This window comes from Vibrio sp. 2092 (genome assembly GCF_033339635.1).
In the GTDB taxonomy this organism is placed as follows: Bacteria; Pseudomonadota; Gammaproteobacteria; order Enterobacterales; family Vibrionaceae; genus Vibrio; species Vibrio alginolyticus.
This window is the reverse complement of sequence record NZ_JAWOUY010000003.1, coordinates 319,065-344,383: the sequence shown is the minus strand read 5'-3', so window position 1 is coordinate 344,383 and position 25,319 is coordinate 319,065. Positions and strand designations below refer to the sequence as shown.

General features: G+C 46.3%; 28 protein-coding genes. 2 read left to right on the top strand and 26 right to left on the bottom strand.

Features of this window, described 5'->3' with window-relative positions:
• Positions 1-3 precede the first annotated feature (3 nt).
• The 24 genes from R7P80_RS08035 to R7P80_RS07920 all read right to left on the bottom strand — a co-directional run bounded on the left by R7P80_RS08035 (position 4) and on the right by R7P80_RS07920 (position 22,914).
• Positions 4-747, bottom strand: a complete 744-nt coding sequence (locus R7P80_RS08035) for a heme ABC transporter permease (protein ID WP_005380513.1) — start codon at positions 745-747, stop codon at positions 4-6.
• A 109-nt stretch (positions 748-856) separates the two neighbouring features.
• Entirely contained in the window at positions 857-1,525 is a 669-nt protein-coding gene (gene ccmB, locus R7P80_RS08030; RefSeq protein ID WP_005380512.1) for a heme exporter protein CcmB, read from the bottom strand.
• 1 nt (position 1,526) lies between these two features.
• Positions 1,527-2,144, bottom strand: a complete 618-nt coding sequence (ccmA, locus tag R7P80_RS08025) for a cytochrome c biogenesis heme-transporting ATPase CcmA (protein WP_005380511.1) — start codon at positions 2,142-2,144, stop codon at positions 1,527-1,529.
• Positions 2,145-2,434: 290 nt separating this feature from the next.
• Positions 2,435-2,929, bottom strand: a complete 495-nt coding sequence (locus tag R7P80_RS08020; RefSeq protein ID WP_031777229.1) for a DUF2802 domain-containing protein — start codon at positions 2,927-2,929, stop codon at positions 2,435-2,437.
• A 13-nt stretch (positions 2,930-2,942) separates the two neighbouring features.
• Positions 2,943-3,437: a chemotaxis protein CheW gene (locus R7P80_RS08015; RefSeq protein ID WP_005380507.1), complete on the bottom strand. Its 495-nt coding sequence runs from the start codon at positions 3,435-3,437 to the stop codon at positions 2,943-2,945.
• Between the two features lie 35 nt (positions 3,438-3,472).
• Positions 3,473-4,525, bottom strand: coding sequence for a chemotaxis protein CheW (locus R7P80_RS08010; protein WP_225491501.1), 1,053 nt, complete (start codon positions 4,523-4,525; stop codon positions 3,473-3,475).
• Positions 4,515-5,294: a ParA family protein gene (locus R7P80_RS08005; protein WP_005380505.1), complete on the bottom strand. Its 780-nt coding sequence runs from the start codon at positions 5,292-5,294 to the stop codon at positions 4,515-4,517. The genes R7P80_RS08010 and R7P80_RS08005 overlap by 11 nt, the downstream gene beginning before the upstream one ends.
• Positions 5,295-5,302: 8 nt before the next feature.
• Positions 5,303-6,415, bottom strand: a complete 1,113-nt coding sequence (locus R7P80_RS08000) for a protein-glutamate methylesterase/protein-glutamine glutaminase (RefSeq protein WP_005380504.1) — start codon at positions 6,413-6,415, stop codon at positions 5,303-5,305.
• Between the two features lie 29 nt (positions 6,416-6,444).
• Positions 6,445-8,691 carry a chemotaxis protein CheA gene (locus R7P80_RS07995; protein ID WP_225491502.1) on the bottom strand — a complete coding sequence of 749 codons (2,247 nt, stop codon included), beginning with the start codon at positions 8,689-8,691 and terminating at the stop codon, positions 6,445-6,447.
• 9 nt (positions 8,692-8,700) lie between these two features.
• Positions 8,701-9,441 (bottom strand): protein phosphatase CheZ, encoded by a 741-nt coding sequence (locus R7P80_RS07990; RefSeq protein ID WP_005380502.1) that lies wholly within the window; start codon positions 9,439-9,441, stop codon positions 8,701-8,703.
• Between the two features lie 118 nt (positions 9,442-9,559).
• Positions 9,560-9,928 carry a chemotaxis response regulator CheY gene (gene cheY / locus R7P80_RS07985; RefSeq protein ID WP_017635949.1) on the bottom strand — a complete coding sequence of 123 codons (369 nt, stop codon included), beginning with the start codon at positions 9,926-9,928 and terminating at the stop codon, positions 9,560-9,562.
• Between the two features lie 45 nt (positions 9,929-9,973).
• Positions 9,974-10,708, bottom strand: a complete 735-nt coding sequence (locus tag R7P80_RS07980) for an RNA polymerase sigma factor FliA (RefSeq protein WP_005380499.1) — start codon at positions 10,706-10,708, stop codon at positions 9,974-9,976.
• Positions 10,701-11,588 carry a MinD/ParA family protein gene (locus R7P80_RS07975; RefSeq protein ID WP_005380498.1) on the bottom strand — a complete coding sequence of 296 codons (888 nt, stop codon included), beginning with the start codon at positions 11,586-11,588 and terminating at the stop codon, positions 10,701-10,703. The genes R7P80_RS07980 and R7P80_RS07975 overlap by 8 nt, the downstream gene beginning before the upstream one ends.
• Positions 11,589-11,602: 14 nt before the next feature.
• The gene (gene flhF, locus R7P80_RS07970; protein WP_017635950.1) at positions 11,603-13,120 is read right to left on the bottom strand and encodes a flagellar biosynthesis protein FlhF; all 1,518 of its coding nucleotides are present in this window, start codon (positions 13,118-13,120) and stop codon (positions 11,603-11,605) included.
• 28 nt (positions 13,121-13,148) lie between these two features.
• Complete coding sequence (gene flhA / locus R7P80_RS07965; protein WP_054576339.1) at positions 13,149-15,248, bottom strand: flagellar biosynthesis protein FlhA; 2,100 nt, start codon at positions 15,246-15,248, stop codon at positions 13,149-13,151.
• Between the two features lie 210 nt (positions 15,249-15,458).
• Positions 15,459-16,589: a flagellar biosynthesis protein FlhB gene (flhB, locus tag R7P80_RS07960; RefSeq protein ID WP_005380490.1), complete on the bottom strand. Its 1,131-nt coding sequence runs from the start codon at positions 16,587-16,589 to the stop codon at positions 15,459-15,461.
• A gap of 3 nt (positions 16,590-16,592) precedes the next feature.
• Positions 16,593-17,375 (bottom strand): flagellar biosynthetic protein FliR, encoded by a 783-nt coding sequence (gene fliR, locus R7P80_RS07955; protein WP_005384463.1) that lies wholly within the window; start codon positions 17,373-17,375, stop codon positions 16,593-16,595.
• Between the two features lie 8 nt (positions 17,376-17,383).
• Positions 17,384-17,653: a flagellar biosynthesis protein FliQ gene (gene fliQ / locus R7P80_RS07950; RefSeq protein WP_005380488.1), complete on the bottom strand. Its 270-nt coding sequence runs from the start codon at positions 17,651-17,653 to the stop codon at positions 17,384-17,386.
• 24 nt (positions 17,654-17,677) lie between these two features.
• Positions 17,678-18,547, bottom strand: coding sequence for a flagellar type III secretion system pore protein FliP (fliP, locus tag R7P80_RS07945; RefSeq protein WP_104979599.1), 870 nt, complete (start codon positions 18,545-18,547; stop codon positions 17,678-17,680).
• The gene (gene fliO, locus R7P80_RS07940) at positions 18,534-18,947 is read right to left on the bottom strand and encodes a flagellar biosynthetic protein FliO (RefSeq protein ID WP_005380480.1); all 414 of its coding nucleotides are present in this window, start codon (positions 18,945-18,947) and stop codon (positions 18,534-18,536) included. The genes fliP and fliO overlap by 14 nt, the downstream gene beginning before the upstream one ends.
• Before the next feature lies 1 nt (position 18,948).
• Complete coding sequence (gene fliN, locus R7P80_RS07935) at positions 18,949-19,359, bottom strand: flagellar motor switch protein FliN (protein WP_005380479.1); 411 nt, start codon at positions 19,357-19,359, stop codon at positions 18,949-18,951.
• A 58-nt stretch (positions 19,360-19,417) separates the two neighbouring features.
• On the bottom strand, positions 19,418-20,464 hold the full coding sequence (gene fliM, locus R7P80_RS07930) for a flagellar motor switch protein FliM (RefSeq protein ID WP_005380478.1): 1,047 nt from the start codon (positions 20,462-20,464) through the stop codon (positions 19,418-19,420).
• A gap of 7 nt (positions 20,465-20,471) precedes the next feature.
• A complete protein-coding gene (gene fliL / locus R7P80_RS07925; RefSeq protein ID WP_005380477.1) occupies positions 20,472-20,975 on the bottom strand; it encodes a flagellar basal body-associated protein FliL in 504 nt (167 codons plus the stop codon).
• An 85-nt stretch (positions 20,976-21,060) separates the two neighbouring features.
• Complete coding sequence (locus tag R7P80_RS07920) at positions 21,061-22,914, bottom strand: flagellar hook-length control protein FliK (RefSeq protein ID WP_225491503.1); 1,854 nt, start codon at positions 22,912-22,914, stop codon at positions 21,061-21,063.
• 97 nt (positions 22,915-23,011) lie between these two features.
• On the opposite strand from R7P80_RS07920, the gene R7P80_RS07915 reads away from it, so the two are divergent.
• Positions 23,012-23,155, top strand: a complete 144-nt coding sequence (locus R7P80_RS07915; protein ID WP_005394314.1) for a hypothetical protein — start codon at positions 23,012-23,014, stop codon at positions 23,153-23,155.
• 39 nt (positions 23,156-23,194) lie between these two features.
• Entirely contained in the window at positions 23,195-23,509 is a 315-nt protein-coding gene (locus R7P80_RS07910; RefSeq protein WP_005380475.1) for an NIPSNAP family protein, read from the top strand.
• Between the two features lie 40 nt (positions 23,510-23,549).
• On the opposite strand, the gene fliJ is transcribed toward R7P80_RS07910, so the two are convergent.
• Both fliJ and fliI read right to left on the bottom strand, forming a co-directional pair.
• Positions 23,550-23,993 (bottom strand): flagellar export protein FliJ, encoded by a 444-nt coding sequence (fliJ, locus tag R7P80_RS07905; RefSeq protein WP_005380474.1) that lies wholly within the window; start codon positions 23,991-23,993, stop codon positions 23,550-23,552.
• Between the two features lie 6 nt (positions 23,994-23,999).
• Entirely contained in the window at positions 24,000-25,319 is a 1,320-nt protein-coding gene (fliI, locus tag R7P80_RS07900) for a flagellar protein export ATPase FliI (protein ID WP_005384474.1), read from the bottom strand.

The following is a 25,319-nucleotide window of genomic DNA, read 5'->3' as shown; positions in this document are numbered from 1 at the left end:
ACCTCACTGAGTTTGTTCTGTTGCGAGTTTGCGCACCCAGGGGCGGTGACTTTCTTTACTGATGATTTCGTTACGAAAACGGACCATCGTCACGGCACCAAAGAAAAACGCAAAGCCAAAGATGTTCAGCAATAACGGCCAAAGCATGTCGGATGAAATAGAAGGTTGTTCAAATTTCGTGATCGTCGCACCTTGATGAAGCGTGTTCCACCATTCCACTGAAAAGTGAATGATAGGTAGGTTTACTACGCCTACGATCGCTAAAATACCAGCAGCTTTTGCGGCGGTTTTTTGATCGTCAAACGCATGGTAAAGCGCAATCACACCAAGGTAGAGAAATAGAAGAATCAATTCAGATGTAAGACGGGCATCCCATACCCACCAAGTGCCCCACATAGGCTTGCCCCAAACAGCACCTGTAAGTAGAGCAATAAAAGTAAATACTGCACCAATCGGAGCCATCGCAAGTGCCGCCATATCAGATAGGCGAACTTGCCACACTAGGCCAATAAATGCAGCGATCGCCATCGACATATAAACTCCCATAGACCAAATAGCTGATGGGACATGAATGTAGATGATTCGGAAACTATCACCTTGTTGGTAATCTGAAGGCGCAAATGCAAGCCCCCAAACCGTACCAACCGATAAGCATACGAGGGCCAATACAGAAAACCAAGGCAGAAACTTACCACTCAAACGATAAGCTGCTTCTGGCTTGGCATAAGGATGTAGCCATTTCCACATGTTTTGTTCTCACTCTTACTTCAGGGACACTGTCTAAAGGGTTGAGACCGTAGCAGTGCTTTAATAATAATTCTTTGATCAAGCGCCGCTTCATTGGCACTTTATTGAGTTAGTTAACACTAACTCGCAATGCGGCACTAATGGCAAAAGGCGTTAATGTCATCGCCCCCATTAGCATCGCACCTAAAATCGCTAGTTGACCGTTATACGCCATACCGAGTGCGGCGGCATCAATTGCCGATGTTGCGAAAATCAAAATTGGGATGTAGAGCGGAAGAATAAGCAAACTCAAAAGAACGCCACCCTTTTGCAACCCAACAGTCAACGCCACACCAATGGCGCCAATAAAACTTAGTGTTGGTGTACCGATCATTAAGGTTAATACAACCGATAGCCAAGTATTGAAGTCGAGCGAAAGTAAAACCGCCAATAATGGGCTAATTAAAATCAGAGGTAACCCTGTTAACAACCAATGTGCTATGACCTTTGAAACCACTACAAGTTGCAATGGAATCGGCATTAGCATCATTTGTTCTAGTGCACCGTCTTGAAAATCATCACGAAATAGACGCTCTAATGATAATAAGGCGGACAGCAATGCGGCAACCCAAACGATGCCCGCTGCAATACGTGCTAACAAATTAGGTTCTGGTCCAATACTCAGAGGAAAGAGAGTAATGACAATAATAAAGAACCACAGCGGGTTCAGAATGTCTGCCTGACGGCGAAATGCGATTAGGAGCTCACGACGAATGATGGTGGTCATCGAGGAAATCATATCAGTCACCCAGCTTTATTTTTCTAAGTTTCGGGCTGTCCGCAAACATATCTTGATGCGTCGTCAACACAACAATACCGCCATTATCAGCATGACTTGCGAACAAAGATTCAAGCACCTTGACACCTTGCTTATCAATGGCAGTCAACGGCTCATCTAAAATCCATAAAATTTGCTTACTGAGCCATAACCTTGCCAATGCGACTCGTCGTTGCTGACCTGCGGAAAGTTGTGCTACAGGCACATCTTCTCGACCAGCTAATCCTACTTGAGTCAAAGCGATAAAGATTTCTTCGTCTGAAGAGCGATTATTTTGAATAGATTGATAAAAACGTAAGTTTTCTAATGCGGTAAGCTCTCGTTTCACTCCTGTTTGATGTCCTAAGAAAAGCAGATCTTGATGGAAAACATCACGAGATTTTTCAACCTCTTCGCCTTTCCATTTAATGACACCTTCTTCTCTATCACCTAACCCTGTCACAATCCGTAGCAATGTAGTTTTACCAGTACCATTACGCCCTTCGATCTGGACCAATTCACCAGGCTTAATTTCAAACTGCAGGTTTTCAAACAGAACCCTTTCATCACGGATTGCTGTCAGGTTAGACACTTCTAACATAGAGCTTCAACTAAAAAATGAACGAGCCGCTATATTAGCACAGCTTAGTTATGACAAAACAGGATAAGAGGGCTAGGTTACATGTAAGTTCATGTATTTTTGTTAATTAATCATCACACTTTAATAAAATTAACTATAAGTAGTTATAAGCGCTCATTTTGAATTTGAGAGGCCAGAGCTAAGAGCAAGATCGACTGAAGGTTATCTAGGGGTGTATTTAAGAAGAGCATTAACGGCTAAAAACAAAAAAAGAGGCGTAATAACGCCTCTTTTTTATCGCTTGATAACCTTTAGCGTCGACGACGTCCACGCGTTGGATATTCTGCATCATCTGATGGCTGACCACTTAATGGTGGAATCTTCTCTTTCCCCGCCAGTTTCTTCTGCAGTGAAAGCATCAACTCAGCTTCGGCTTTTGGTAGTTCGCACTCTTCAATCAGCTCGTTGATATCAGCGCCAAGCTGTACCATTTTAGAAGCGCGACTGTACAAGCGACCATCAGTATCAGCGTGTTCGAGTTCGCGAATTCTCTCGTTTAAGTGCTGAATAATGTCTTGTTGCTCCGTCACTTTTTGTCCAAGACCAACGACAACCGAGCGCACTTCGAGTAACTGCTTACTCAACTTTTGCACTTCTTTATCTGCGTGTCGAGATTGAGCTCGTTGTTGGTCTAACTGCTTTTGTAACCCCGAGCGAATCCGCAGTTGCAAAACAACCAATACTAACACGATAAAAGCGACGCCACCCGCAAGGAATGGAGCAGATAAAAGAGTCTCTTCAGCCATCATCATTCAGCCATTAAAGGTGAGCCATCTCGTCCCACTCGTCATCTGTTAGCAGCTTGTTCAAATCCACAAGGATAAGAAGCTTGCCGTCACGGTTGCTCACACCCTGGATGAACTTCGCACTCTCGTCGGTACCAACTGAAGGCGTCGTATCAATTTCAGAAGAACGCAGATAAACGACTTCTGCCACGCTATCTACTAAGATACCAATCACTTGACGCTCAGACTCGATCACAATAATACGAGTGTTGTCGGTGACTTCGCCTTCCATCAGGCCAAAACGTGAACGTGTATCGATAACAGTAACTACATTACCGCGTAGGTTGATGATACCAAGTACATAATCTGGTGCACCTGGAACAGGGGCAATTTCAGTATAACGAAGTACTTCACGAACTTGCATTACGTTGATGCCGTACGTTTCTTCTTCTAGCTGGAACGTCACCCACTGAAGAACTTCGTCATTCGATGCATCTTTCTTCACTTCTACTTCAAAAGCTTGAGACATAGTTAATCCTCGTTAATGTCGTTCCCGACTTAAATCTAATTCAGTGATTTGACATCTAAACCGGCGTTTAGCATGTCAATGAGCGCCTGGACATGAATTAAGGCACACATTTTTTCTTTTACCATGCCCGCTAGCCAAGGGCGTTTACCCGCCTGCTCACGCCAGCGAACCTTGTCGATATTAAGCGTTTCAGTCCCCATTAATTGGTTACTGGCCAACCCCCACATGCTCTCACCAAGCATGACGACATATTGGTAGTTATCTTTATAGCTATCATCACGAAGCTTATCTGCCATCACCCATTTCGCGGTATCGACGACATCAAACTGTTGCTCGCGATTTGTTTGTAGCCCCAAATACCAGGCGGGTTTTCCTATCAAATGGTTAAGCTCGCTAATGCGATGAATACCACCTAACTCATCAAGAGGTACAGCAAACGTGACACCATTCACATCAAAGTAAAGAACTTGGAAGTCCTCACTTCGCTTCGTACTCTCCCAGGCCGTTGGTATATCGGAATCTGCTTGTGTTTCGAGTTCAGTATCGACGTTCGATTCTATATTGATACTTTGTTCGATCACTGCGTGAGGTTCATCCACCTCTGGTTGCGCTTCCTCAAAAACTGGCTCATCAATCACCCAGTCCTGTATTTCCTCAACACCCTGAAGCTCAGGCACCTCACTAAAGGTTTGTACCTCAGGCTCAGCCGCTTTTATCTCTGCTGCAATATCAATCGTATTTTGTTCAAGAATACTATCAATATCCAACTCAGCCACTGGGTTGCTTGCTTCAAGCTGACTTAATAGCCTTTGAACATCTTCCAGGTTTGGAGCTTCCAACTCTGGCGGATATGTTTCTTGAAACTGGTACGTTTCTGGCTCCGAGTATTGTAGCTGTAATTCTGGCTCTGGCTCTGGCTCTGGCTCTGGCTCTGGCTCTGGCTCTGGCTCTGGCTCTGCAGATGATACCTCTTGAGCCAACAGGTCAAGGTCTTCCTCAAGAGTCGTTATTTCAGTTTCATCATCCAGTAATGCATTAAAGTAGTCATCAAGTGCTTGTTCACTGGACAGCACATCATTACTGCTCATCGAACGCCAACCTCTCCAGGTAAATCAGTAGCTGTTTATAGGCAAACACACCACGGCTACCAGATGCAAAATGCGAAGCTGGCAAGTGCTTTAAACTGGCATCGCGGAACTTGGTATCAATAGGCACCGCTGAGGTCCACACTTGATTTGGGTAATCTTTTTTCAGTTGCATCAATGTCTGCAATGACGCTTTCGTGCGCTTATCGTACATGGTTGGGACGATAGTCACTTTGAAACCGCCCGGGCGAGATTTTTGCATAATGGTTAGCGTACGCATCATGCGCTCTAGACCTTTCATCGCCAAAAACTCTGTTTGAACAGGAATCAAAATTCGGTCACTGGCTGCCAACGCGTTCACCATCATCACGCCAAGGATTGGCGGACAGTCAATCAACACATAGTCATAGTCTTGTGAGACAGTTTGCAGCGCCCGTTTTAAGATTAATCCCATACCACTGCGATTACCCATTACGCGATCAAGCGTGGCAAGGGACATATGCGCGGGAATGATATCCATTCCTTCCAGCTCTGTTTCTAAAATCAACGGCTTAACCGTCTCACGAGAAAACGTCTTCAACTGGAATAAATCAAATAGGCTCGAAGTTACTGCATCAGGATCATAACCGAGATAAGTAGTCAGTGAGGCGTGAGGATCAGTATCAACCATCAATACTCGATGGCCTTTCTGGCTCAATAAGCCCGCTAATGTCACTGTTGAGGTGGTTTTACCCACGCCTCCTTTCTGGTTAGCTACACTCCAAACAATCATGATGAATCCTAAGCTAGGCCAACTTCCACCAACATGCGTTCAGCAATGCGGTCAAGCGGTAAATCTTCTGAAGAAATGCCTGCTTTAGCAACCGCTTGGGGCATGCCATAAACAACACAACTTTCTTCATCTTGTGCCCAAATAGTTGAGCCTGAAGACTTCAACATGCGAGCGCCCTCACGACCGTCTGCACCCATGCCTGTCAACACTAAAGAGAGCACTTTGTCGCCATATACTTTTGCGGCAGAACCAAAAGTCACATCCACACATGGTTTGTAGTTCATGCGGTCGCCGCCATCAATAATGCGAAGACGAGCAGCGCCCGCTCGTCCATCCACCATCATTTGTTTCCCACCTGGTGCAAGGTATGCCACACCGGGCTGTAACACATCGCCATCTTGTGCTTCTTTCACTTGAATCTTACACAAGGTGTTCAAACGACTGGCAAACGCAGCAGTAAACGTTGCTGGCATGTGTTGAATCAATACAATCGGATGCGGATAGTTCATCGGCAAACGCGTCAGAATTTTTTGTAGAGCAACGGGGCCACCTGTTGATGTGCCAATTGCCGTCAGTTGATACTTCTTACCAGAAGCACGGTACTTTGTCGCAGCAGGTCGAGTTGGTGTTGGAGTCACAGGTGAAGCCGTTCTTGAACCTAATGATCGAGTAGTCGTGCTGGTACTCGCTGTTGGGCGAGCGATAGGTCGACGCATGAAAGCGCGCTTCGAGGCAATCTGAATCACACGCTGTTGAAGTAATGACACCGCTTCTTCACGGTTACGCGCAATGTCCTCAAACTTTTTCGGTAAGAAGTCCAATGCGCCTGCATCTAGCGCATCAAGCGTAGCTTTCGCCCCGTCGTGGGTCAGGGACGAAAACATTAGAATTGGCGTTGGAGCAGCGGCCATAATTTCACGTACAGCTGTAATGCCATCCATCACTGGCATTTCAATATCCATCGTGATGACGTCAGGTTTGAGAGATTTGGCTTTCTCAACCGCCTCTCTACCATTTACCGCAACGTCAATCACTTCTAGGCGCGATTCTGAGTTGATGATTTCGCTCACGCGACGTCGGAAAAAACTCGAATCATCAACGACTAGTACTTTAATCGCCATCTTATTCCTTTTAATAACGTCAGCTTTGCTTAAAGGCGTGAAGCCGCAGCATATCGCTTAAGTAAATCAGGCACATCTAGAATTAATGCAATATGGCCATCGCTAGTAATTGTCGCACCAGCCATACCTGGAGTGCCCTGTAATAGATTATCGAGTGGCTTAATAACCACTTCTTCTTGACCAATAAGCGTATCCACAACAAAACCAACGCGCTGGTTACCAATCTGTACAATCACCACGTGACCGTGACCAGTACGCTCTTGGACGTTTTGCGATTTGGATGCCAACCAGTTTTGTAAGTAAAATAGTGGGATAGATTTCTCACGCACAATGATCGTCAGTTGACCATCTACCACGTTTGTACGACTAAGATCCAAGTGGAAAATTTCACTCACCGAAGCCAGTGGTAGAGCAAAAGGATGACCGCCAACACCAACCATCAGAGTCGGTAAAATCGCTAACGTTAGTGGTACTTTGATCGTAATCTTAGTGCCCTTGCCTAGCTCAGAATCGATATCGATTGAACCGTTTAAGGTATTGATCGCCGTCTTAACCACGTCCATACCCACACCACGACCAGAGATGTCAGAAATTTTATCTTTACTTGAGAAACCAGGTGCGAAGATAAGGTTGAAGCACTCTTTGTCCGTTAAACGTGCCGCCGCATCTTCATCCATCATGCCACGCTTCACCGCGATGCCACGCAGTTTGTTCGGGTCCATACCGCCACCATCATCTACGATGGATAGTTCAATATGGTCCCCTTCTTGCGATGCTGACAAAATCACTTTACCTGTGCGTGATTTGCCTGCCTTCGCGCGTGCGTCTGGCATTTCAATACCGTGATCAACCGAGTTACGCACCAAGTGAATCAACGGATCGGCCAATGCTTCTACAAGGTTTTTATCGAGATCGGTTTCTTCACCGCGCATTTCTAGCACGATGTCTTTATTTAGGTTACGAGCCAAGTCACGGACAACGCGTGGGAAACGGCCAAACACTTTCTTAATTGGCTGCATACGCGTTTTCATTACCGCGCCTTGTAGATCCGCAGTTACCACATCAAGGTTAGCGACCGCTTTGGACATCTCTTCGTTGTCGCTATTCAAACCAAGGCTTAGTAGACGGTTACGCACCAATACGAGCTCACCCACCATGTTCATGATGGTATCAAGCGTCGAGGTATCAACACGAACGGTTGCTTCAGCCTGAGGTTTTTTAACCGCTGGTGTTTTGGCTTCTTCTTTTACCGCGACTGGTTTAGATTCTGGCTTTGGTGCTGGCGCTGCTTGAACGGGTGCTGGCTTAGCAACAGGCTCAGGTTTCGCAGGGCTTTGCTCTACGTTTGCTGACGCTGGCTTCGTTGCCATATCCAATTCTTCTAGCGTTGGACCTTTACCTGAACCATGTAGCTCATCGAGTAACTTTTCGAACTCTTCGTCCGTCATTAAGTCACTGTCTTGATTTGATGAAGATGACACTGGAGCGGAAGGCTCTGCCGCTTTAGGTGGCTCTACTGGTACGGATGCAGATGCAGATGCAGCAGCCTCTGCCGTAGAAGGGCTTTTTCCTACACCGTGCAGTTCATCGAGTAAACGTTCAAACTCATCATCAGTGATATCACCACTTTCAACTGATGGTGCACTCGATTGAGGCGGTTCAGATGGCGTTGTAGATGTCGCAGACATTGAGGCGCCTGGCGCTGAACCTTTACCATGAAGCTCATCAAGTAGCTTTTCGAATTCGTCTTGGGTAATTTCATCAACAGAGCCGACACTTGATGGTGCTGACGGCGCAGCAGGTTCTTCGATGATAGGCTCGGGAATAATAGGCTCTGGAGTAGCCACTGGTTCTTCAACTACGGTTGCCGCTACTTCATCTTCTGACTCAGGTTTGCATAGACGATGAAGTTCTTCAAGAAGCTCAGGGTCCGCAGCTTCTAACGGCTCACGATCTTGAACAGCCTGGAACTGGGTATTAACCGTATCCAAGGCTTTTAGCATCGTATCCATTAAGTTTTGCGTTACCGTGCGTTGACCGTTTCGTAAAACGTCGAACACGTTCTCCGCACCATGACAAGTATCGACTAGCTCTGCCAATGAAAGGAAGCCGGCACCGCCTTTTACGGTATGAAACCCGCGGAAAATAGCATTAAGTAAGTCTTTGTCTTCTGGGTTATTTTCCAATTCAACCAACTGCTCAGAAAGCAGCTCGAGAATTTCCCCAGCCTCAATGAGAAAGTCCTGAAGAATATCTTCGTCTAAATCGTAGCTCATACGTTACCTTTAAAATCCAAGACTGGACAACAAGTCATCGACTTCGTCCTGCGATGAAACCGCATCTTCTCTCAGTTCTGGATGAAGAATCGGGCCTTCGGCTTCGCTTGTTTGTGTATTCTTTTTATCTGCCGGTTCTGACAAAACTTGAATATGTTCTTCAAGTTTATTTCCAGAGAATACGGTTAGGATTTCCACTAAGCGGCCTTCAACTTCATTAACCAACGTAATTACGCGGCGAATGATTTGGCCAGTTAGGTCTTGGAAGTCTTGCGCCATGAGAATTTCGGTCAATTGGCCGCGCAATTCAGTGCTGTCACCTTCGACTTGCACTAATAGCCCGTCGATTCGGTGACACAGTGCTTTAAATTCGCTTAATTCTATGCGCCCGTGCATGAGTTCATTCCATTGAGGACGAACTTTTAGAAGGCAATCATGCAGGTTGTCAGCGATAGGAAGGCAGCAGTCGACCGCATCCATTGTTTTGTTGGCTGCAAGCTCTGTCTTCTCGATCACATAATTGAGACGATCCCTAGCATTAGGGATTTCGTCTTTCGCAATTTCGGTCATGCGCTGATCGAGACTGAACTGCTTGAGTGATTCGTGAAGGTCTCGAGTTAACGCTCCAATTTCTTGCAGCATTGGGTTATCGGCACCTTCGTAGATCGAGGCAACAAGCATATTGGCTTGGTCTTGTTCCCCGTTTTCTAGCATTTGAACGAGTGACTTCGCCTGCTCTAGTGAGATCATTCTGAATAGACCCTTTTACGTTTAGTTCTTCTTATCACTTTGAAAACGCTAAACGAGTCATTTAATAGGTATTTAATAATTGGTATGAATGACTCGAATAACAAAGAGAAAGAGAGAGTTATAAACGCTCGAAAATTTTATCTAATTTTTCTTTTAATGTTGCAGCAGTAAATGGCTTAACAATGTAGCCGTTTACACCTGCTTGAGCAGCTTCAATGATCTGCTCACGCTTCGCTTCAGCCGTGATCATTAGAACTGGCAGATGCTTAAGTTCTGCATCCGCGCGGATGTGTTTAAGCAAATCGATGCCTTGCATACCTGGCATGTTCCAGTCAGTTACAACAAAATCGAAGTCACCTTTTTTCAGCATTGGTAATGCGGTTAAACCATCGTCCGCTTCTTGAGTGTTATTGAAACCCAAGTCACGAAGCAGGTTTTTAACAATACGGCGCATTGTTGAGAAATCATCAACAATAAGGATCTTCATGTTTTTATTCAAAATTGCCTCCACTGAATCGTAAAATCAGTGTTTTTAGTCATTTTGTGTCCACGCACTGAGCTTGGTACGTAAACGTTGCATCGCTTGACTCAGTATTTGACTTACGCGAGATTCGCTTACGCCTAACACATCGCCAATTTCTTTCAAATTGAGTTCTTCATCATAATAAAGCGAAAGAACCAAAGCTTCACGCTCTGGAAGCTGTTTTATTGATTCAACCAGTGCTTTTCGAAATGATTCATCAACTACCCCTTTGAATGGGTTGCTGTCATCGGTTTCATCCGCCGGTGAAATCACATCATCAGAAACGCCTAAATCTTCAATACCGACTAATTTTGAGCAGTTGATATCGGTAAGAGCACTATGATATTGATCCAGTGTCATACCGAGATGCGTGGCTACTTCAGAATCAGTAGGATCTCGATTTAATTCGCCTTCCAGCTCCGCAATCGCTTGGTTAATCTCTCGATTATTTTTATGAACAGAACGCGGTACCCAATCGCCTTTACGCATGTCATCTAACATTGCGCCACGAATACGGATACCTGCATAAGTTTCAAAGCTCGCACCTTTAGAACCATCATAATTCTGCTGAGCTTCGATAAGACCGATCATGCCGGCCTGAATTAAATCCTCTACCTGAACACTCGGCGGTAAACGGCCTAGTAGGTGGTGGGCAATGCGCTTAACCAACACTGAATAACGTTCAATGAACGCCTGCTGGCTATTAAATTTGCCATGTTGGTCATAGGTTATCGCTTTATTCACCAAAAGGGTCCTCTGCGAATTCGGTACGATTTAGCAACCTTTCCACAAAAAATTCCAAGTGTCCACTTGGTGTTTTCGGTAGTGGCCACGTCAACGCTTTGTTTGCTAGTGAGCTGATAGCTAAAGCGGCAGGCGAGCGTGGGAACGCATCAACGACAATTTTTTGTCTTTTTACAGCCTGTCGTACTTTATCATCTAATGGAATACATGCTACGAGTTCAAGGCTAACATTCAAGAATCGCTCTGTGACTAGTGTCAACTTTGCAAACAATTCTCGCCCTTCACGGTAGCTTCTGACCATATTTGCTACAACTTTAAAGCGTTGAACTTGGTGTTCTTTACTCAACAGCTTGATTAATGCATAGGCATCTGTGATTGACGTCGGTTCATCACACACAACTACAACCACATCTTGAGCTGCTCGCGAAAAACTGATTACCATGTCAGAGATACCAGCAGCGGTATCAATCAGCAGGACATCCATTTCGTCTTCAAGACTACCAAATGCTCGGATGAGTCCGGCATGCTGAGCGTGAGAAAGCTCTGTCATGCTCTGTGTGCCAGAAGTTGCAGGAATTATCTTTATACCATAAGGCCCTTCGACAATCGCATCTTTTAGCTCACATTCACCCGCTAAGACATGTCCTAGATTACGTTTTGCACGAATTCCGAGCATCACGTCCACATTGGCCAGACCTAAATCAGCGTCGAGAACCATCACCTTCTTGCCTTGGCGAGCCATACAAATCGCCAGACCCAGTGTTACGTTTGATTTCCCCACACCACCTTTGCCGCCAGTAACAGCAATCACTTTGGTCAACGATGGTTGTGTTAAGCGACGGAGGCCGCTTGCTTGATCGTGTATCATATTCTCAGTCATAGTAGTCCGCCGCCTTAGAGTCCTTCACTGTCACTGTTCCAAAAGTGAGGTTCGTTCTCTGTCGACTTCTCTAACAGTTCATTTGCTTTCGCAAGCATATATTTTGGTTGCGCTATCACAATGTCTTCTGGTACGCGCTGACCATTAGCGATGTAAGCTACTGGCATTGCGTTTTGAATCACTACACTGATGAATTCGCCTAGGCTTAATGACTCATCAAGCTTCGTCATAATACAACCCGAAAGTGGTATACGTCGGAAGTGATCCAGCGTTTCTTGTAGAACACGACGTTGTGCGGTAGCCGGCAAAACAAGGTAGCTGTGAATCACTTCTCCGCTCTCTTGCATTAGAGTGTCGAGCTGCTCGGAAAGCCTCACATCTCGTTGCCCCATCCCTGCCGTATCGACCAAAATCAGTCTTCTGTTTCTTAGCTGATATATAACATCGGCTAACTCGTTAGAATCTTTAGCAACTCTTACGGGACAACCCATGATTCTTCCGTAAATTGAGAGTTGCTCATGTGCACCTATGCGATATGTATCTGTTGTCACAAGGGCCACATTGTCGGCACCGTATTCCATGGCTGCGCGTGCTGCGAGTTTCGCTACGGTTGTTGTTTTCCCAACCCCAGTCGGACCCAACAATGCGACTACGCCACCACGTTTTAAAATGTCCTGTTTAGGAATATTGATTTGATCCGCCACCAGCGACAATAACGCTTTCCACGCTCGCGCTGGCTTTGTATCTTCCGGAATATAACAGGCCATCTGGTCTGCTAACTCCGGAGAAACGCCCATTCGCTCTAAGCGCTTAATCAGCATTGCTCTTAGCGGCTCACGGCGTTCTACTTCTTGCCACATCAGGCCAGAAACTTGGTGCTCCAACAGACGACGAATTGACGTCATCTCTTCGCGCATGCTTTCTAGCTCATCGGCCGATTCGTCACGCTCATCACTTGGGCGACGTCGGTCATAGCGCGTCGGGTCCAGCTTGGGCGTCGGACGTTCAAATCGATTGTCCTGTGCGATTAGCTTCGCCAAAGGTGAATCTGGTTGATATGGCGCTGGCTTTTCTTGGTTGTAGCCGTCGCGATGCTTATTTTGGCGTTGCAGCAAAGCAGAGAGCGAATCTTCATTTTCCGCTACGTGGTCGTCAGCATCTGCTGCACCACCGCTATATTGCTTAAGCATATTAGCGAATCGCTGCGTCATTGAGCCTGTTTTTTCATTGTTACTGTTATTACTGTTCAGGCTAATTTTATCTTCATCTAAATGACGATCTTGGTAACGATCAGCAGAAGACGATGACATTTGACGATGTTCGTTATAGCGATTCGATTGAGAAGCACCGCGATTTTGCTGTGACGCTGCGCTTGCTTGAGGCGGATTAGATTCACTATCTATCGCCGCAACAATCGCTACTCCACCAGCCACTTTCTTGTTTGACATGATCACCGCTTCCGCGCCTAACTCCTCTTTCACTTGGAGCAGCGCCGTTCTCATGTCTTTGGCAAAAAATCGCTTTATTTTCAAACTATGAATCCATTAATGATGCGTGAGATCAGTTACCCACGGCTTGCACAATTCTGATCTGTTTTTCATCCGGTATTTCTTGGTAAGACAGTACCCGGAGATTAGGTATTGTGTTCTTCACAAATTTTGCCAATGTCGAGCGTAATACACCGGAAGTAAGCAGAACGGCAGGTTCGCCTTTCAGTTCTTGTTCCTGTGTCGCTTGGCTTAGTGAAGATTGCAATCGCTCAGCGAGTCCCGGTTCAATCCCCGCGGATTCGCCTCCTGATGCTTGCATAGTTTGATGCAATATTTGTTCCAGTTCGGGTATCAAAGTAATCACTGGTAGCTCAGGCTCTATACCATTGATTTCTTGAACAATTAGGCGTTTAAGACTAATTCGAACTGCTGCCGTCAATATGTCAGCTTCTTGACTCTTACTTGAGTACTCAGCCAAAGTTTGAACAATCGTGCGAATATCGCGGATTGGAATGGCCTCGTTTAACAAGTTTTGTAGGACTTTCACCACCACACCTAATGGTAATTGGTCAGGAACAAAGTTCTCGACCAACTTAGGCGCGCTGCGTCCCAACATTTCTAATAAATTCTCTACTTCTTCATGGCCAATTAGCTGTGATGCGTTGTTGGTCAATAGCTGGCTTAGGTGCGTCGCTAATACCGTTGATGAATCAACAACCGTATAACCCAGAGCCTGCGCGTGCTCTCGCTGATCTTCTCGGATCCATACGGCTTCCAGTCCAAAAGCAGGGTCAATGGTTGGCTCACCATCAATCATGCCATACACCTGACCTGGGTTAATCGCTAGCTCTTGATCCGGACGAATCTCTGCTTCGCCCACCGCAACTCCCATCAATGTAATTCGGTAACTGTTTGGGGTCAGCTCAAGATTGTCACGAATATGAACCGCTGGAATTAGGAACCCAAAATCTTGCGATAACTTTTTACGCACGCCTTTTACGCGCTCTAACAGTTCCCCACCTTGGTCTCTGTCCACCAAAGGGATTAAGCGATAACCGACTTCCAAGCCAATAATATCGACTGGCTGGACGTCATCCCAAGACAGTTCGCGCTGTGAGGAAGGTTCTGCACCTTCGTCTGCTGTTGCTGGTAAAGCGGGCTCTTTCGCTTTCTGCTTCTGCCGTTTGTCGATGAAATATGCCGCTGCACCGGCCGCGACTGCAAGGCTCAAAAACGCAAAGTGTGGCATGCCCGGTACGATGCCCATCACACCAAGAATAGCCGCAGTAATCATCAGCGCTTTTGGGTTGTCGAACATCTGGAAGACCAGTTGTTCCCCCATGTCTTCATCGGTGTTTTGGCGCGTCACCATCATTGCCGCTGCAATCGACAGCAATAGCGATGGGATTTGTGCGACCAAACCATCACCGATTGTCAGTAAGGTATAGATTTCAATCGCTTCACCGAAACCCAATCCATACTGCGCCATACCGATAGACAGACCGCCGACGATGTTGATAAACAGAATCAAAATACCGGCAATCGCGTCACCTTTTACGAACTTCGAGGCACCATCCATCGAGCCATAGAAATCCGCTTCTTTGGTCACTTCAAAACGACGAACTCTTGCCTGCTCTTGGTCTATCAATCCGGCATTCAAGTCGGCATCAATCGCCATTTGCTTACCCGGCAACGCATCAAGCGTAAAGCGAGCACTTACCTCAGAGATACGACCCGCACCTTTGGTCACCACCATAAAGTTGATGATCATTAAGATGAGGAAAACCACTAGGCCGACCGCGTAGTTACCACCAATAACGACGTTACCGAACGCCTCAATTACGTTACCTGCCGCATTACCGCCTTCATGACCATGCAGTAAGACGACACGAGTCGAGGCAACGTTCAAAGCCAAGCGGAGCAACGTGGCGATCAGCAATACCGTTGGAAAAGCAGCGAAGTCCAAAGGGCGACGTGTGTAAACGGTCACTAACAACACCACCATCGACAGCGCGATGTTAAAGGTGAAGAACATATCCAGCAAAAATGCTGGAATCGGCAGTACCACCATCGCTAGGGTGGCCAAAACCATCACCGGAGCACCAATAGCTGGCATTTCACGTTGAGGGATTCGTGGCAATTTATCTGCAAACGGCAGGCTTAACTTCATACTGCGAGAGATCTCAATCGATTGAAGCGTCACGTAAGCTCTTACTATTAATACGCGACCGCTTTAGCCTAAAAGTTTAGGTAGGGTTGATAATTAAAGCGTTTTAAGCAATCTATGTACCATAATTAGCGCCAAAATAATGACTAAACACTCAAATAGAGCTTAGCTTTTGATCAAACGAGCTTTTTTAAGGCTTTACCGCTTTTCGTATCAATGGCGGTGCTCGGGCGGGATTGGCAAATCATAATCTTGAATTTTCGGGCGCTGTCCACCTCGTTTTCGGTATTGCTTCAATTGGAATACAAATGCCAAAACCTGAGCGACGGCAGTAAATAACCCATCGGGGATCTCTTGCTCGAGCTCTGTCGTGTGGTACAACGCACGAGCCAAAGGTGGTGCGGGCACAATCGTAATGTCATGTTCGCGGGCGACTTCTCGAATCTTCATCGCCATGTGGTCAGTACCTTTAGCGATCACGACTGGCGCACGGTCTGTCTTCTGCTTATAACGAAGCGCTACCGAGAAGTGCTCAGGGTTAGTAACAATAACATCAGCTTGAGGAACATCCGCCATCATTCGACGTTGAGCCGCTTCCCTTTGCAACATACGAATACGGCCTTTCACTTCCGGCTTACCTTCAGTCTCTTTGTATTCGTCTTTGACTTCTTGCTTGGTCATTTTTAACTGATCGGCGTGCTGCCAAATTTGAAATGGAATATCGATGGCAACCACAATCAATAGCGAGCAACTGATCAGCAAAATAAAGTTCAGCAAAATATCTAAAGCATGGAAGATGTTTTGCGGATACACATCCATGCTCAATTGAATCAGATCGGCCTGCGATGCTTGGATCAAATAGATGGCGACACCAGTGACCAGAACCACTTTAAGGATTGATTTGATCAACTCTACCCAGCTTTGCATGCCAACCATTCGCTTTAAGCCGCTAAGCGGATTCATTTTCGACAGCTTGGGCATGGCCGCTTGGGCAGAAAAACTGATTCCTCCCACACCTGCTGCTCCAATCATGGCGGCGGTAAACAATGTCGCTAACACCAAAAATAGTGGGAACAACAAATCACTCATCGCGCCCAAAGCGATATCAAACAGTTTTGCAGTATCGAAAATCTCTTCTCGTTGAAGATCAAATAAACGGCTCATGATGGAAAACAATGAACGTGCTAACGCCTCGCCAAACCACATCAATGAAATGGCGCCAACGATCAGCACAGATGCTGATGCAAGCTCTTTAGATCGAGCGACCTGCCCCTTTTCTCTGGCTTGTTGTAACCGTCGGGGCGTGGCTTCTTCGGTGCGTTCCTGACCGTCTGATTCTGCCAAATCTTAGCACTCCAAGCGAATGAGCCGACAAATCTGCGCCTCACCCACTGTCCAGAACATTTCATAATGACTGTATAGACCAGCCAGTATGTACCAACAAAGTAATAGACCCACCATCAAAGCAAAAGCAAAACCAAGCGAGAAGATATTCAGCTGTGGTGCGGCACGGGTCATTACACCAAACGACAAGTTAATGGTCAGTAGTGCAATAATGCCGGATAGAGACATACTCAATGCAGTTTGGAACATAATACCAAGCCAGCCTGCCATTTCACGGAAATCAACCGCGTTGAGCGAGCCGGAGCCAATCGGCAAAGTTTTAAAACTGAACACCACCAATTGCAGCATTTTTAAGTGTCCATCGGTGGCAAGGAAAAACATTGTCGTTAAGAACATGAATAACTGACCAAGCAATGGCGTGTTCTGACCATTTGCGGGATCGACCATAGAAGCAAAGCCCAAACTTGATTGCATACCCAATATTTGACCCAGCAGGACAAAGGTTTGAATCATAAATTGAGTAACCATACCCATCGCTATGCCGATGATCATTTGCTCGGCAATGGTCATGAAGCCACGAAACGAGAGTAGCTCAATGTCTTGAGGTACGGCGGGGATAGCTGGCATGACAGCGAAAGTGATGGCTAAACCGAGGTAAAGGCGGATTCTTGGCGAAACAAATCGGGCCCCGGTTACTGTCATCACCATCAACATGGATGAGATACGAACATAGGGCCAGAAGTAGTTTGCGATCCAATCTAAGACAACGCTAGTGGGGTACTCCATAGGCGCCTCTAATAAAGCACCTGAGGTAAGCGTTCAATCAAGCCATAGAAATATTCCATCAACATTTGCGTCATCCAATGCCCAAACAGCATCAGGGCCAAAAGCGTGACAATCAAACGCGGTAAGAAGCTCAATGTTTGTTCGTTGATGGATGTCGCAGCTTGAAAAATCGCAACTACAAGGCCGATCAGCAAGCTTGGGATGATAATAGCGCAGACCATGATAAGCACCATCCAAAGTGCTTCACGGAAAAGCTCGACAAACATTTCTGGTGTCATGTCTTATCCTCTATCTGCGCTTATCTAAAGGGCAAAGCTGCCCGCAAGTGTCGAGAGTATCAAGTTCCAACCATCGACCAATACGAACAACATCAACTTGAACGGCAACGAAACAATCATTGGTGACAACATCATCATACCCATTGCCATCAGTACCGAAGCGACTACAAGGTCAATAATCAAAAACGGCAAGAAGAGCATAAAGCCAATTTGGAATGCAGTTTTTAGCTCTGAGGTGATAAAAGCCGGAATCAACACCGCCATCGACACATCTTCTGGATTCTCGACTTGCTCTCCTGACATGGTTACGAACGTCTCCAAATCTTTGATTCGGGTCTGCTTAAGCATAAATGCTTTCATTGGCGCTTGTGCAGCATCAAACGCTTCTCGCGCCGTAACTTGCTCGTTCAAATAAGGCTGAACAGCTTTGTCGTTGATTTCGTTCAGGACAGGAGACATAACAAAAAAGGTCAAAAACAGCGCAATACCAATAATGACCTGATTAGAAGGCGTTTGTTGCAAACCCATTGCCTGACGCAATATCGACATCACCACCACAATTCGAGTGAACGAGGTCATCAGAATCACCATGGCAGGCAAGAAGCCAAGCATGGTCATTAACGCTAAAATTTGTAGTGTAACCGAGTAGTCTTCACTGCCATCAGGGTTCGTGGTCATGGTGAATGCTGGAATACCACCGCCACTAGAAACGGACATAGCACGGCTAGCACCAGTATCACTTTGCATAGCCTGAACTGTAACACCACTTCCATCGGCTAAGTTATCTGGCAGCGCTGACTCCTCTGCTTCAGCAAAGGTAAATGAAGAAAACAGCACGCCGACAAAAAGTAACGACGTACTCAGGAGCAAACGAATTGGATTACCCTTTGTCATGTTTTTTGATCAGCTGGCTAAATTGAGTCGCAAAAGCATTGGTCGCCAACTCTTCCTCTTTCAGTGGCTTATCTAACTTGGCTAAAGTTTGGATCGATTGGCTAGTAATCCCAACCAAAAACTGTTCTTCACCCACTTGAACTACTGCGATTCTTTCTTTTGTACCCACTGGCAACTGACTCACTATACGCAAGCCCTTTTGTTGTCCCATCGCTGGCACTTGCATACGTTTCAGCAACCAAGCCAGCAAAAGAATCACGCCGATTACAAGCACAAGCGAGCCAAGTGTCGTCGCAAGATCCAGATTATTTGGTGCGGCAGCGAATGCATAAGGAGCACTTAGCATTAAGCTCAGTGCTCCAGTGATTTGCTTCAATCGCATTTTGATTGAACGACTCATCTTAACGCAGCTTCTTAATTCGTTCAGTTTGGCTGATCACATCCGTCAAACGGATACCAAACTTATCGTTGACGACCACGACTTCGCCGTGAGCAATCAAAGTACCGTTAACCAATACGTCGAGCGACTCACCGGCTAGACGATCCAACTCAACAACCGAACCTTGGTTAAGCTGCAACAGGTTCCGAATGCTAATTTGAGAACGACCGACTTCCATCGAAATCGTCACCGGGATATCCATAATAGTGTCGAGTTTACGACGCTCATCTTCGCTAATTGGGCTTGAAGTGTCTTTTAGCTCTTCCAGTGGCGCAGCCAATACTTCATCTACGTCTACAGAAGGGGCAGACGGGTCTTCGCCAAGAGCGGCTGCCCATTCGTCTGCTAGCTTTTGATCGTCACTTGGTTCCATTTTTCTATCCTGTGTTACGCCTAACTCATGCCATAGCATGTCTGTTTAATAAGGTATCTTAATGGTCTATATCGTCTTCACTCTCAAGCTCGGACATGATGTCTTTACCTAAGAAAGCTAAATCTGTTTTGACGACATGTGGGCGCTCAATTTCCTCAGAAATTTGCACCGCTAATTTGTCTTCCGAACGACCCATTTTTACGCGATAGGTCGGTAGGTCTTCTACAAACATCGTCGCATGTTCTGGCATTTCAATCGGGATGATATCGCCCGGTTGCAGCTCCATGAGATCACGCAAAGAAATGTCTTTTTCGAGCAAGTTCACGCGGAAGTTAACCGGACAATCCATGATCTCTTCACGTAGTGCTGAGCTCCAGCGAACGTCCGTTTCCATCTTGTCGGACTGAACACCTGCATCCAATAGTTCACGGATAGGCTCAACCATGGAGTAAGGCATAACGACATGAAAATCGCCGCCACCGCCGTCAACTTCTATATGGAAGGAACTCACGACAATCACTTCTGTCGGGCTGACAATGTTTGCCATACTTGGGTTTACTTCAGAGTCGAGATATTCGAACTCTACCCCCATCACTGGCGACCACGCTTCTTTATAATCTTCAAATACAATTTTCAGTAACAACTGAATGATGCGGCGTTCCGTTGGGGTAAATTCACGGCCTTCTATTTTGGCGTGGAATCGACCATCACCGCCAAAGAAGTTTTCTACCAGAATAAAGACTAAACGAGCCTCCATGGTGATCAACGCAGTGCCTTTTAACGGACGAAAACGCACCATGTTCAAACTGGTTGGCACGTACAATGTGTTCTGGTATTCACCAAACTTCATCATCTGCACGCCATTGATCGACACCTCTGCCGTTTTACGCAGCATATTAAACAGACTAATACGCATGTGCCGTGCGAAGCGCTCGTTGATAAGTTCGAGCGTCGGCATTCGACCACGTACGATTCTGTCTTGCGACGAGAAATCAAAATTGACGGCGCCCTCAGTGTCGTTTTCTATCGGTTCATCGACGTCATCAACATCGTCAACCCCATGCAATAGCGCATCAATTTCGTCTTGGCTTAATAGATCGGTCACGTTTTACCTATTGAATAACAAAATCTGTAAACAGTACTTTTTCAATCACTGGCTTACCGACCGCAGCATTCAGCGCTGCTTTGATATCTTCGGAAGCACGATCGCGCAATTCCACTCGTCCTGTAGGAGAGCGCAATTGATCAACCGTCGCGGAAGCAAACGTTGATAGCATAGAGCTTTCAATCAGTGGCGAATGATACCGCGCCAACTCTTCATTTTCTGCACCGCGAACCATTAACTGCGCTTTAATTTGAACCAACCTATCGCGGCTATCCCCAGTAACGTTAAATACAAATGCCTGAGGAAGATTCACATACGCGATGGGCGCAGCATCCGATGCCTTCACTTGAGCCTGTTGAGACGATTCAGCCTGAGCAGGTTCATCAGAGCCCATTAGAAAAAATGCCGCTGCCCCGCCACCAAGTAGTAATACTACAACAGCGATGATGATGATAAGTAACTTGCTTTTTCCTTTCGGCGCATCGGCCCCTTGTAACTGTTCTTCTGCCATTCTTGTCTCTTATTGTTCTTTTGAGTTACCAAGACGTTTTAGTGAGTTGCTTGGTAACCGTATGCCATTGCCGTTAAACGGCCTTTTATGCGTAAAAACTAATTCCATCACGCTTTGAAGCGACATTCAAATCCAGATTGACATCAGATTCAAAACCCTCTTCGGACTGTCCAGAAAAACCGCCACTTTGCGCGCTTTGACCATGTTGTTCAGCAGTATACCTACCTTGCTGTTGCCCGCTGTTTTGTTGCTGGACGGAAGAATCAGCCAGCTGCATACCTTGTTGCGCTAGCATTTCTCTCAAACGAGGGAGCGTCTGTTCAATAATGTCACGAGCTTGCGGGTTGTTCACTGTAAAATGTACATTGGCAACGTCGTTATTCATGGTCATACGAATTTGCATACGACCTAACTCTGGTGGATCAAGACGAATATCGAGATTTTTCAGATTCTTCGACATCATCATTTGCACTTTTTCCGCAACTTGCTCGTTGGCTAGCTCTTTAGTTAGTTGCAACGGAAGCTGAGCTTGTTGTGCAGCATCAATACGCGCTTGTTGCTGCACATTAATTCCTTGCTGACCTGCCATAGCCTGAAGTTGTCCAGCGAAGCCATGTTGGAGGTCCGGCTTATCTTGTTTATCCGCAGTCGCCTTTAGCGCACCAGTCTCCAATGCTGCGTTCATCACTTTCTGGCTAATCTCTCCGTCTTTCACACCTTGAAGCGACGTCGGCACTTGCGCGGCTATCAACGTATCAGGCGTTGGAGATAATGCGACTTTTTCTCCACTATGAGCAGTTTGTGGCTGGGGTACTTGAGCCGCTGTATGCTGGATTTGCTGAGACACTGCCATAGGTCCAGCCTGGCGAGTTAAATTATGTTGTACTTGTTGCTCTGCGAGAATCTGTTTAATGTCATTAGGGAGCGCAACAAATTGGGCAAGGTCTTGATCAGGAATATCCGCCGTGATCCTTCCTTGTTTCAACCCTTCAATGATCTGAGCTTCTTGCTGAGTCAGTGGTTTTCCTTGCGCCAACTTAGTATCTATAACTTCAAGTTCATCCAAGGATACTCGTGGAAGCGCGTCGATGTTGGAACCATCAACGTCTGTTAACAACGGCGACAGATCATTAGCTACTTCACCACTGACTGCGCTCTTAGCCGTCGGATGGCTGGCTTGTTTCGCTAGCTCTTGCCAAGCAGCAAACTCAGGCGAAAGTTTGTCGACATCGATAGGTTGACCATTCTTATCTAAAATTGGCTCTAAGTCTTGTCCTGGGATCATCTGTGCTTGTTCAAGCGAATGAACTGATGGCGTTTCATTCAAAGCAAGCTCATCAAGGTGTGTCGAAACGGTTGCTTGCTCGTGGAACGAATGCACTAAATTCGCGCTCTGAGGCAAAACTTTGCCACTATCGATGGATGCATTACTCGCATTCAGGGTTTGATTCGCTTGTTCAATTCGACCAAGAAGCTGTTGTCCTTCGCCCATCGTGCTTTTTACGTCCATTGTATTTGATGGGTTACTCGTATCAATTGATGTTGATTTCACTTTTTCAATAGCTTCAACATCATGCTCCAAAGGTGTGCTGTTACTCGCCTTTTGTAAACTTACTTCTTCACTTAAGGTTGCATTCGGTTTGTTTGCTGATATTTCATCAAAATCATGGGTCCCGTCACTGACGGATCCTTGGCTTTCTTGCGCCAACAATTCGTCCGAGACGTTAGCAGAAGAAGTACTGCCTACATCCGCTCTTTCTTTTTCTTCAACCACTGTCGATTCTGTTGCTACTTTTTCGGGCTTTTGTTTACCAGCAAACGCATCGGTTAACGTTTCTAAAAATCCCTTGCTTTCAGTGCTCTCTGCGGACGCTTTAGCGGACACATCAGAAACTGGCGTCTTGGTAGTCGCAGATACATGGGACAAATTCACACTCATTTAGAAACTCTCGTTCTCGTGGCTCTGAGCGTATCGCTGACAGACAGCAATACTGGCGGCAAACAAAGGTCAAAAAGACCCGACACTGACAGCTAAAATGCAAAAATCACACCACAATATTGAGCCAATTCTCGGTAAGCTAATAGATGGCATGTTTATGGAACAAACATCAACAGTACTATCCGAGAACCTGGTTCCTAACATGATGTACAGCTACTTGATTGACTTTGAAAAACGATAAGCGTAAACAGACATTTGACTTAACAATTAAGGAATCACTTTGAAGATCACAGAATTACGCCAATATAGAATCAGAGCAGGCAAAACAGAACAGTGGCTAAGTTGGATGAAGGAAGAACTGTTGCCCTATCAACGTTCACAAGGCATGCGTGTACTGAATACTTACGTCCACACTGGTGATGATGGACATGACTATTTTGTTTGGCTTAGAGAGTTCGACAATGAACAAGCACGCCAGGCTCTCTACGAAAAAACATACAACGAGTGGTGGGTTCGCGAGATTCGACCGAAGGTGTTTGAGTTAATTGAACAAGACTCAATCAAAGTTACCTTACTTGAATCGGTAGAGATGTAGTCAGCTGCAACACCGTAATGCAATATCGAACCGATAACGTTTAGAAACGATGTGGTTTTCGACTGTAAAGTAAGGTGGAAAACTCGTCCATTTGCTTTTGTTCGCGCTTAGCTTCAGCAAGTTGTTTCTCTTTTTCGCGTTTGTCTATCATCCACTCATAGGATTTGCGTTCTTTACGCACGGTTAACCAATATTCTTTACAGTTTTCAACCTGCTCTTTGAAATGACTTTCTGCTTGCTTTTGCTTAGATAAAGTTTCATCTAGCTGGGTAAGGAATCGATTTAAGTGTCCATATTGACTTGCCGTTAGGCCCGCCTGACCACGGTCGACGAGTTGCTGGCAATAATCAAGCCGATACTTTTCAATTTGTTCAACCTGACGGTAATAATCTTCGAGTTCAGAACGCGCTTTGTTCAGTGCAAGCACAGCTTGGTCTTCACGATCCTTAGTTTGCTCAAGTAGAAACTCCATCGCATTATTCATGCGCTATCACCCACCCAAAATGTTTCTAAGCATATTGACGCACATATCGTATGGCACCGATTCTTTCATGCTCTGCTGCAAGTATTCATCTAACTTCGGTTTCAAAGTAAATGCGCCATCAATAGCAGGATCGGTACCCGGTTTGTACGCTCCAATCGAGACCAAATCTTGATTCTTGCGACAAATAGACAAGACCTGTCGCACCGCTTTTGACATCAAAACGTGCTCTTCAGTCGTGATTTGCGGCATAACACGGCTCACCGACTTCTCGACATCAATCGCCGGATAATGGCCTGCATCCGCCATTTCACGAGAAAGTACAATATGGCCATCAAGAATGGCTCGCGATGCATCCGCTATCGGATCTTGCAAATCATCCCCTTCGGTCAACACGGTAAAGAACGCCGTAATCGAGCCTTGTTCGGCACTTCCATTACCCGCTCGCTCGACCAGCGCTGGCAGCTTGGCAAATACAGAAGGCGGGTAACCTTTCGTCGCTGGCGGCTCACCAACAGAAAGTGCGATTTCACGCTGTGCTTGTGCAAAACGAGTCAACGAGTCCATCAATAGCAGAACATCTAACCCTTGGTCCCTGAAGTATTCAGCAATCGTTAATGCCGTTTGGCACCCCTTTAAGCGCATTAGAGGTGAAGCATCGGCAGGCGCCGCGACCACCACTGAGCGGCGACGACCGTCCTCACCCAAGATCTCTTCGATGAACTCTTTAACTTCACGTCCACGCTCACCTATCAGGCCGACGACCACAACCTGTGCGGTGGTGCCTCGCGTCATCATGCCAAGCGTGACCGATTTACCCACACCAGAACCTGCAAACAGACCGATACGCTGACCTTTACCAACCGTCAACAAACCATTGATGGCTTTTAGGCCAACATCGAGCGGTTCAGAAATTGGCTTTCGAGCCAACGGGTTGATTGGTTCGGCATTAAAAGAGGCACGGTGATCGGTATACAAAGGGCCAAGTCCATCAAGTGGATTCCCAACCCCGTCTATCACGCGCCCAAGTAACTCCATGCCGACGGGTAAACCAGCGTCACTGGTTAAAGGGGTGACTCTCGCGCCAGGTAAAATGCCCGTAATTTGTTCGCTTGGCATTAAAAATAGGTTGTCACCTGAAAAGCCGACAACCTCGGCTTCCATCTGACCTGACATGGTTTCCACTAAGCATAAACTGCCAATTGGTGCGCGACAGCCAGTCGCTTCCAACGTTAACCCAACCACACGCACCAGTTTGCCAGAGGCGACAGGGCGCGTCGTAAGGCCTTCAACTTTGTAGCTTTTTAAGCGGTCAGCGAGTGCTTGCAT

Excerpts from the sequence above, each read along its gene's own strand:
- fliR (WP_005384463.1), bottom strand. The coding sequence starts at position 17,375 with ATGGAGTACCCCACTAGCGTTGTCTTAGATTGGATCGCAAACTACTTC.
- R7P80_RS07975 (WP_005380498.1), bottom strand. The coding sequence starts at position 11,588 with ATGACTGAGAATATGATACACGATCAAGCAAGCGGCCTCCGTCGCTTA.
- R7P80_RS07920 (WP_225491503.1), bottom strand. The coding sequence starts at position 22,914 with ATGAGTGTGAATTTGTCCCATGTATCTGCGACTACCAAGACGCCAGTT.
- cheY (WP_017635949.1), bottom strand. The coding sequence starts at position 9,928 with ATGAAGATCCTTATTGTTGATGATTTCTCAACAATGCGCCGTATTGTT.
- R7P80_RS08020 (WP_031777229.1), bottom strand. The coding sequence starts at position 2,929 with ATGGCTGAAGAGACTCTTTTATCTGCTCCATTCCTTGCGGGTGGCGTC.
- fliQ (WP_005380488.1), bottom strand. The coding sequence starts at position 17,653 with ATGACACCAGAAATGTTTGTCGAGCTTTTCCGTGAAGCACTTTGGATG.
- flhA (WP_054576339.1), bottom strand. The coding sequence starts at position 15,248 with ATGAAGTTAAGCCTGCCGTTTGCAGATAAATTGCCACGAATCCCTCAA.
- R7P80_RS07995 (WP_225491502.1), bottom strand. The coding sequence starts at position 8,691 with ATGAGCTACGATTTAGACGAAGATATTCTTCAGGACTTTCTCATTGAG.
- fliO (WP_005380480.1), bottom strand. The coding sequence starts at position 18,947 with ATGAGTCGTTCAATCAAAATGCGATTGAAGCAAATCACTGGAGCACTG.
- ccmA (WP_005380511.1), bottom strand. The coding sequence starts at position 2,144 with ATGTTAGAAGTGTCTAACCTGACAGCAATCCGTGATGAAAGGGTTCTG.
- R7P80_RS07990 (WP_005380502.1), bottom strand. The coding sequence starts at position 9,441 with ATGATCTCACTAGAGCAGGCGAAGTCACTCGTTCAAATGCTAGAAAAC.
- fliL (WP_005380477.1), bottom strand. The coding sequence starts at position 20,975 with ATGGCAGAAGAACAGTTACAAGGGGCCGATGCGCCGAAAGGAAAAAGC.
- fliI (WP_005384474.1), bottom strand. The coding sequence starts at position 25,319 with ATGCAAGCACTCGCTGACCGCTTAAAAAGCTACAAAGTTGAAGGCCTT.
- R7P80_RS08000 (WP_005380504.1), bottom strand. The coding sequence starts at position 6,415 with ATGGCGATTAAAGTACTAGTCGTTGATGATTCGAGTTTTTTCCGACGT.
- ccmB (WP_005380512.1), bottom strand. The coding sequence starts at position 1,525 with ATGATTTCCTCGATGACCACCATCATTCGTCGTGAGCTCCTAATCGCA.
- R7P80_RS08035 (WP_005380513.1), bottom strand. The coding sequence starts at position 747 with ATGTGGAAATGGCTACATCCTTATGCCAAGCCAGAAGCAGCTTATCGT.
- R7P80_RS08015 (WP_005380507.1), bottom strand. The coding sequence starts at position 3,437 with ATGTCTCAAGCTTTTGAAGTAGAAGTGAAGAAAGATGCATCGAATGAC.
- fliP (WP_104979599.1), bottom strand. The coding sequence starts at position 18,547 with ATGACAAAGGGTAATCCAATTCGTTTGCTCCTGAGTACGTCGTTACTT.
- R7P80_RS08005 (WP_005380505.1), bottom strand. The coding sequence starts at position 5,294 with ATGATTGTTTGGAGTGTAGCTAACCAGAAAGGAGGCGTGGGTAAAACC.
- fliN (WP_005380479.1), bottom strand. The coding sequence starts at position 19,359 with ATGGAACCAAGTGACGATCAAAAGCTAGCAGACGAATGGGCAGCCGCT.
- R7P80_RS07915 (WP_005394314.1), top strand. The coding sequence starts at position 23,012 with ATGCAAAAATCACACCACAATATTGAGCCAATTCTCGGTAAGCTAATA.
- R7P80_RS08010 (WP_225491501.1), bottom strand. The coding sequence starts at position 4,525 with ATGAGCAGTAATGATGTGCTGTCCAGTGAACAAGCACTTGATGACTAC.
- fliJ (WP_005380474.1), bottom strand. The coding sequence starts at position 23,993 with ATGAATAATGCGATGGAGTTTCTACTTGAGCAAACTAAGGATCGTGAA.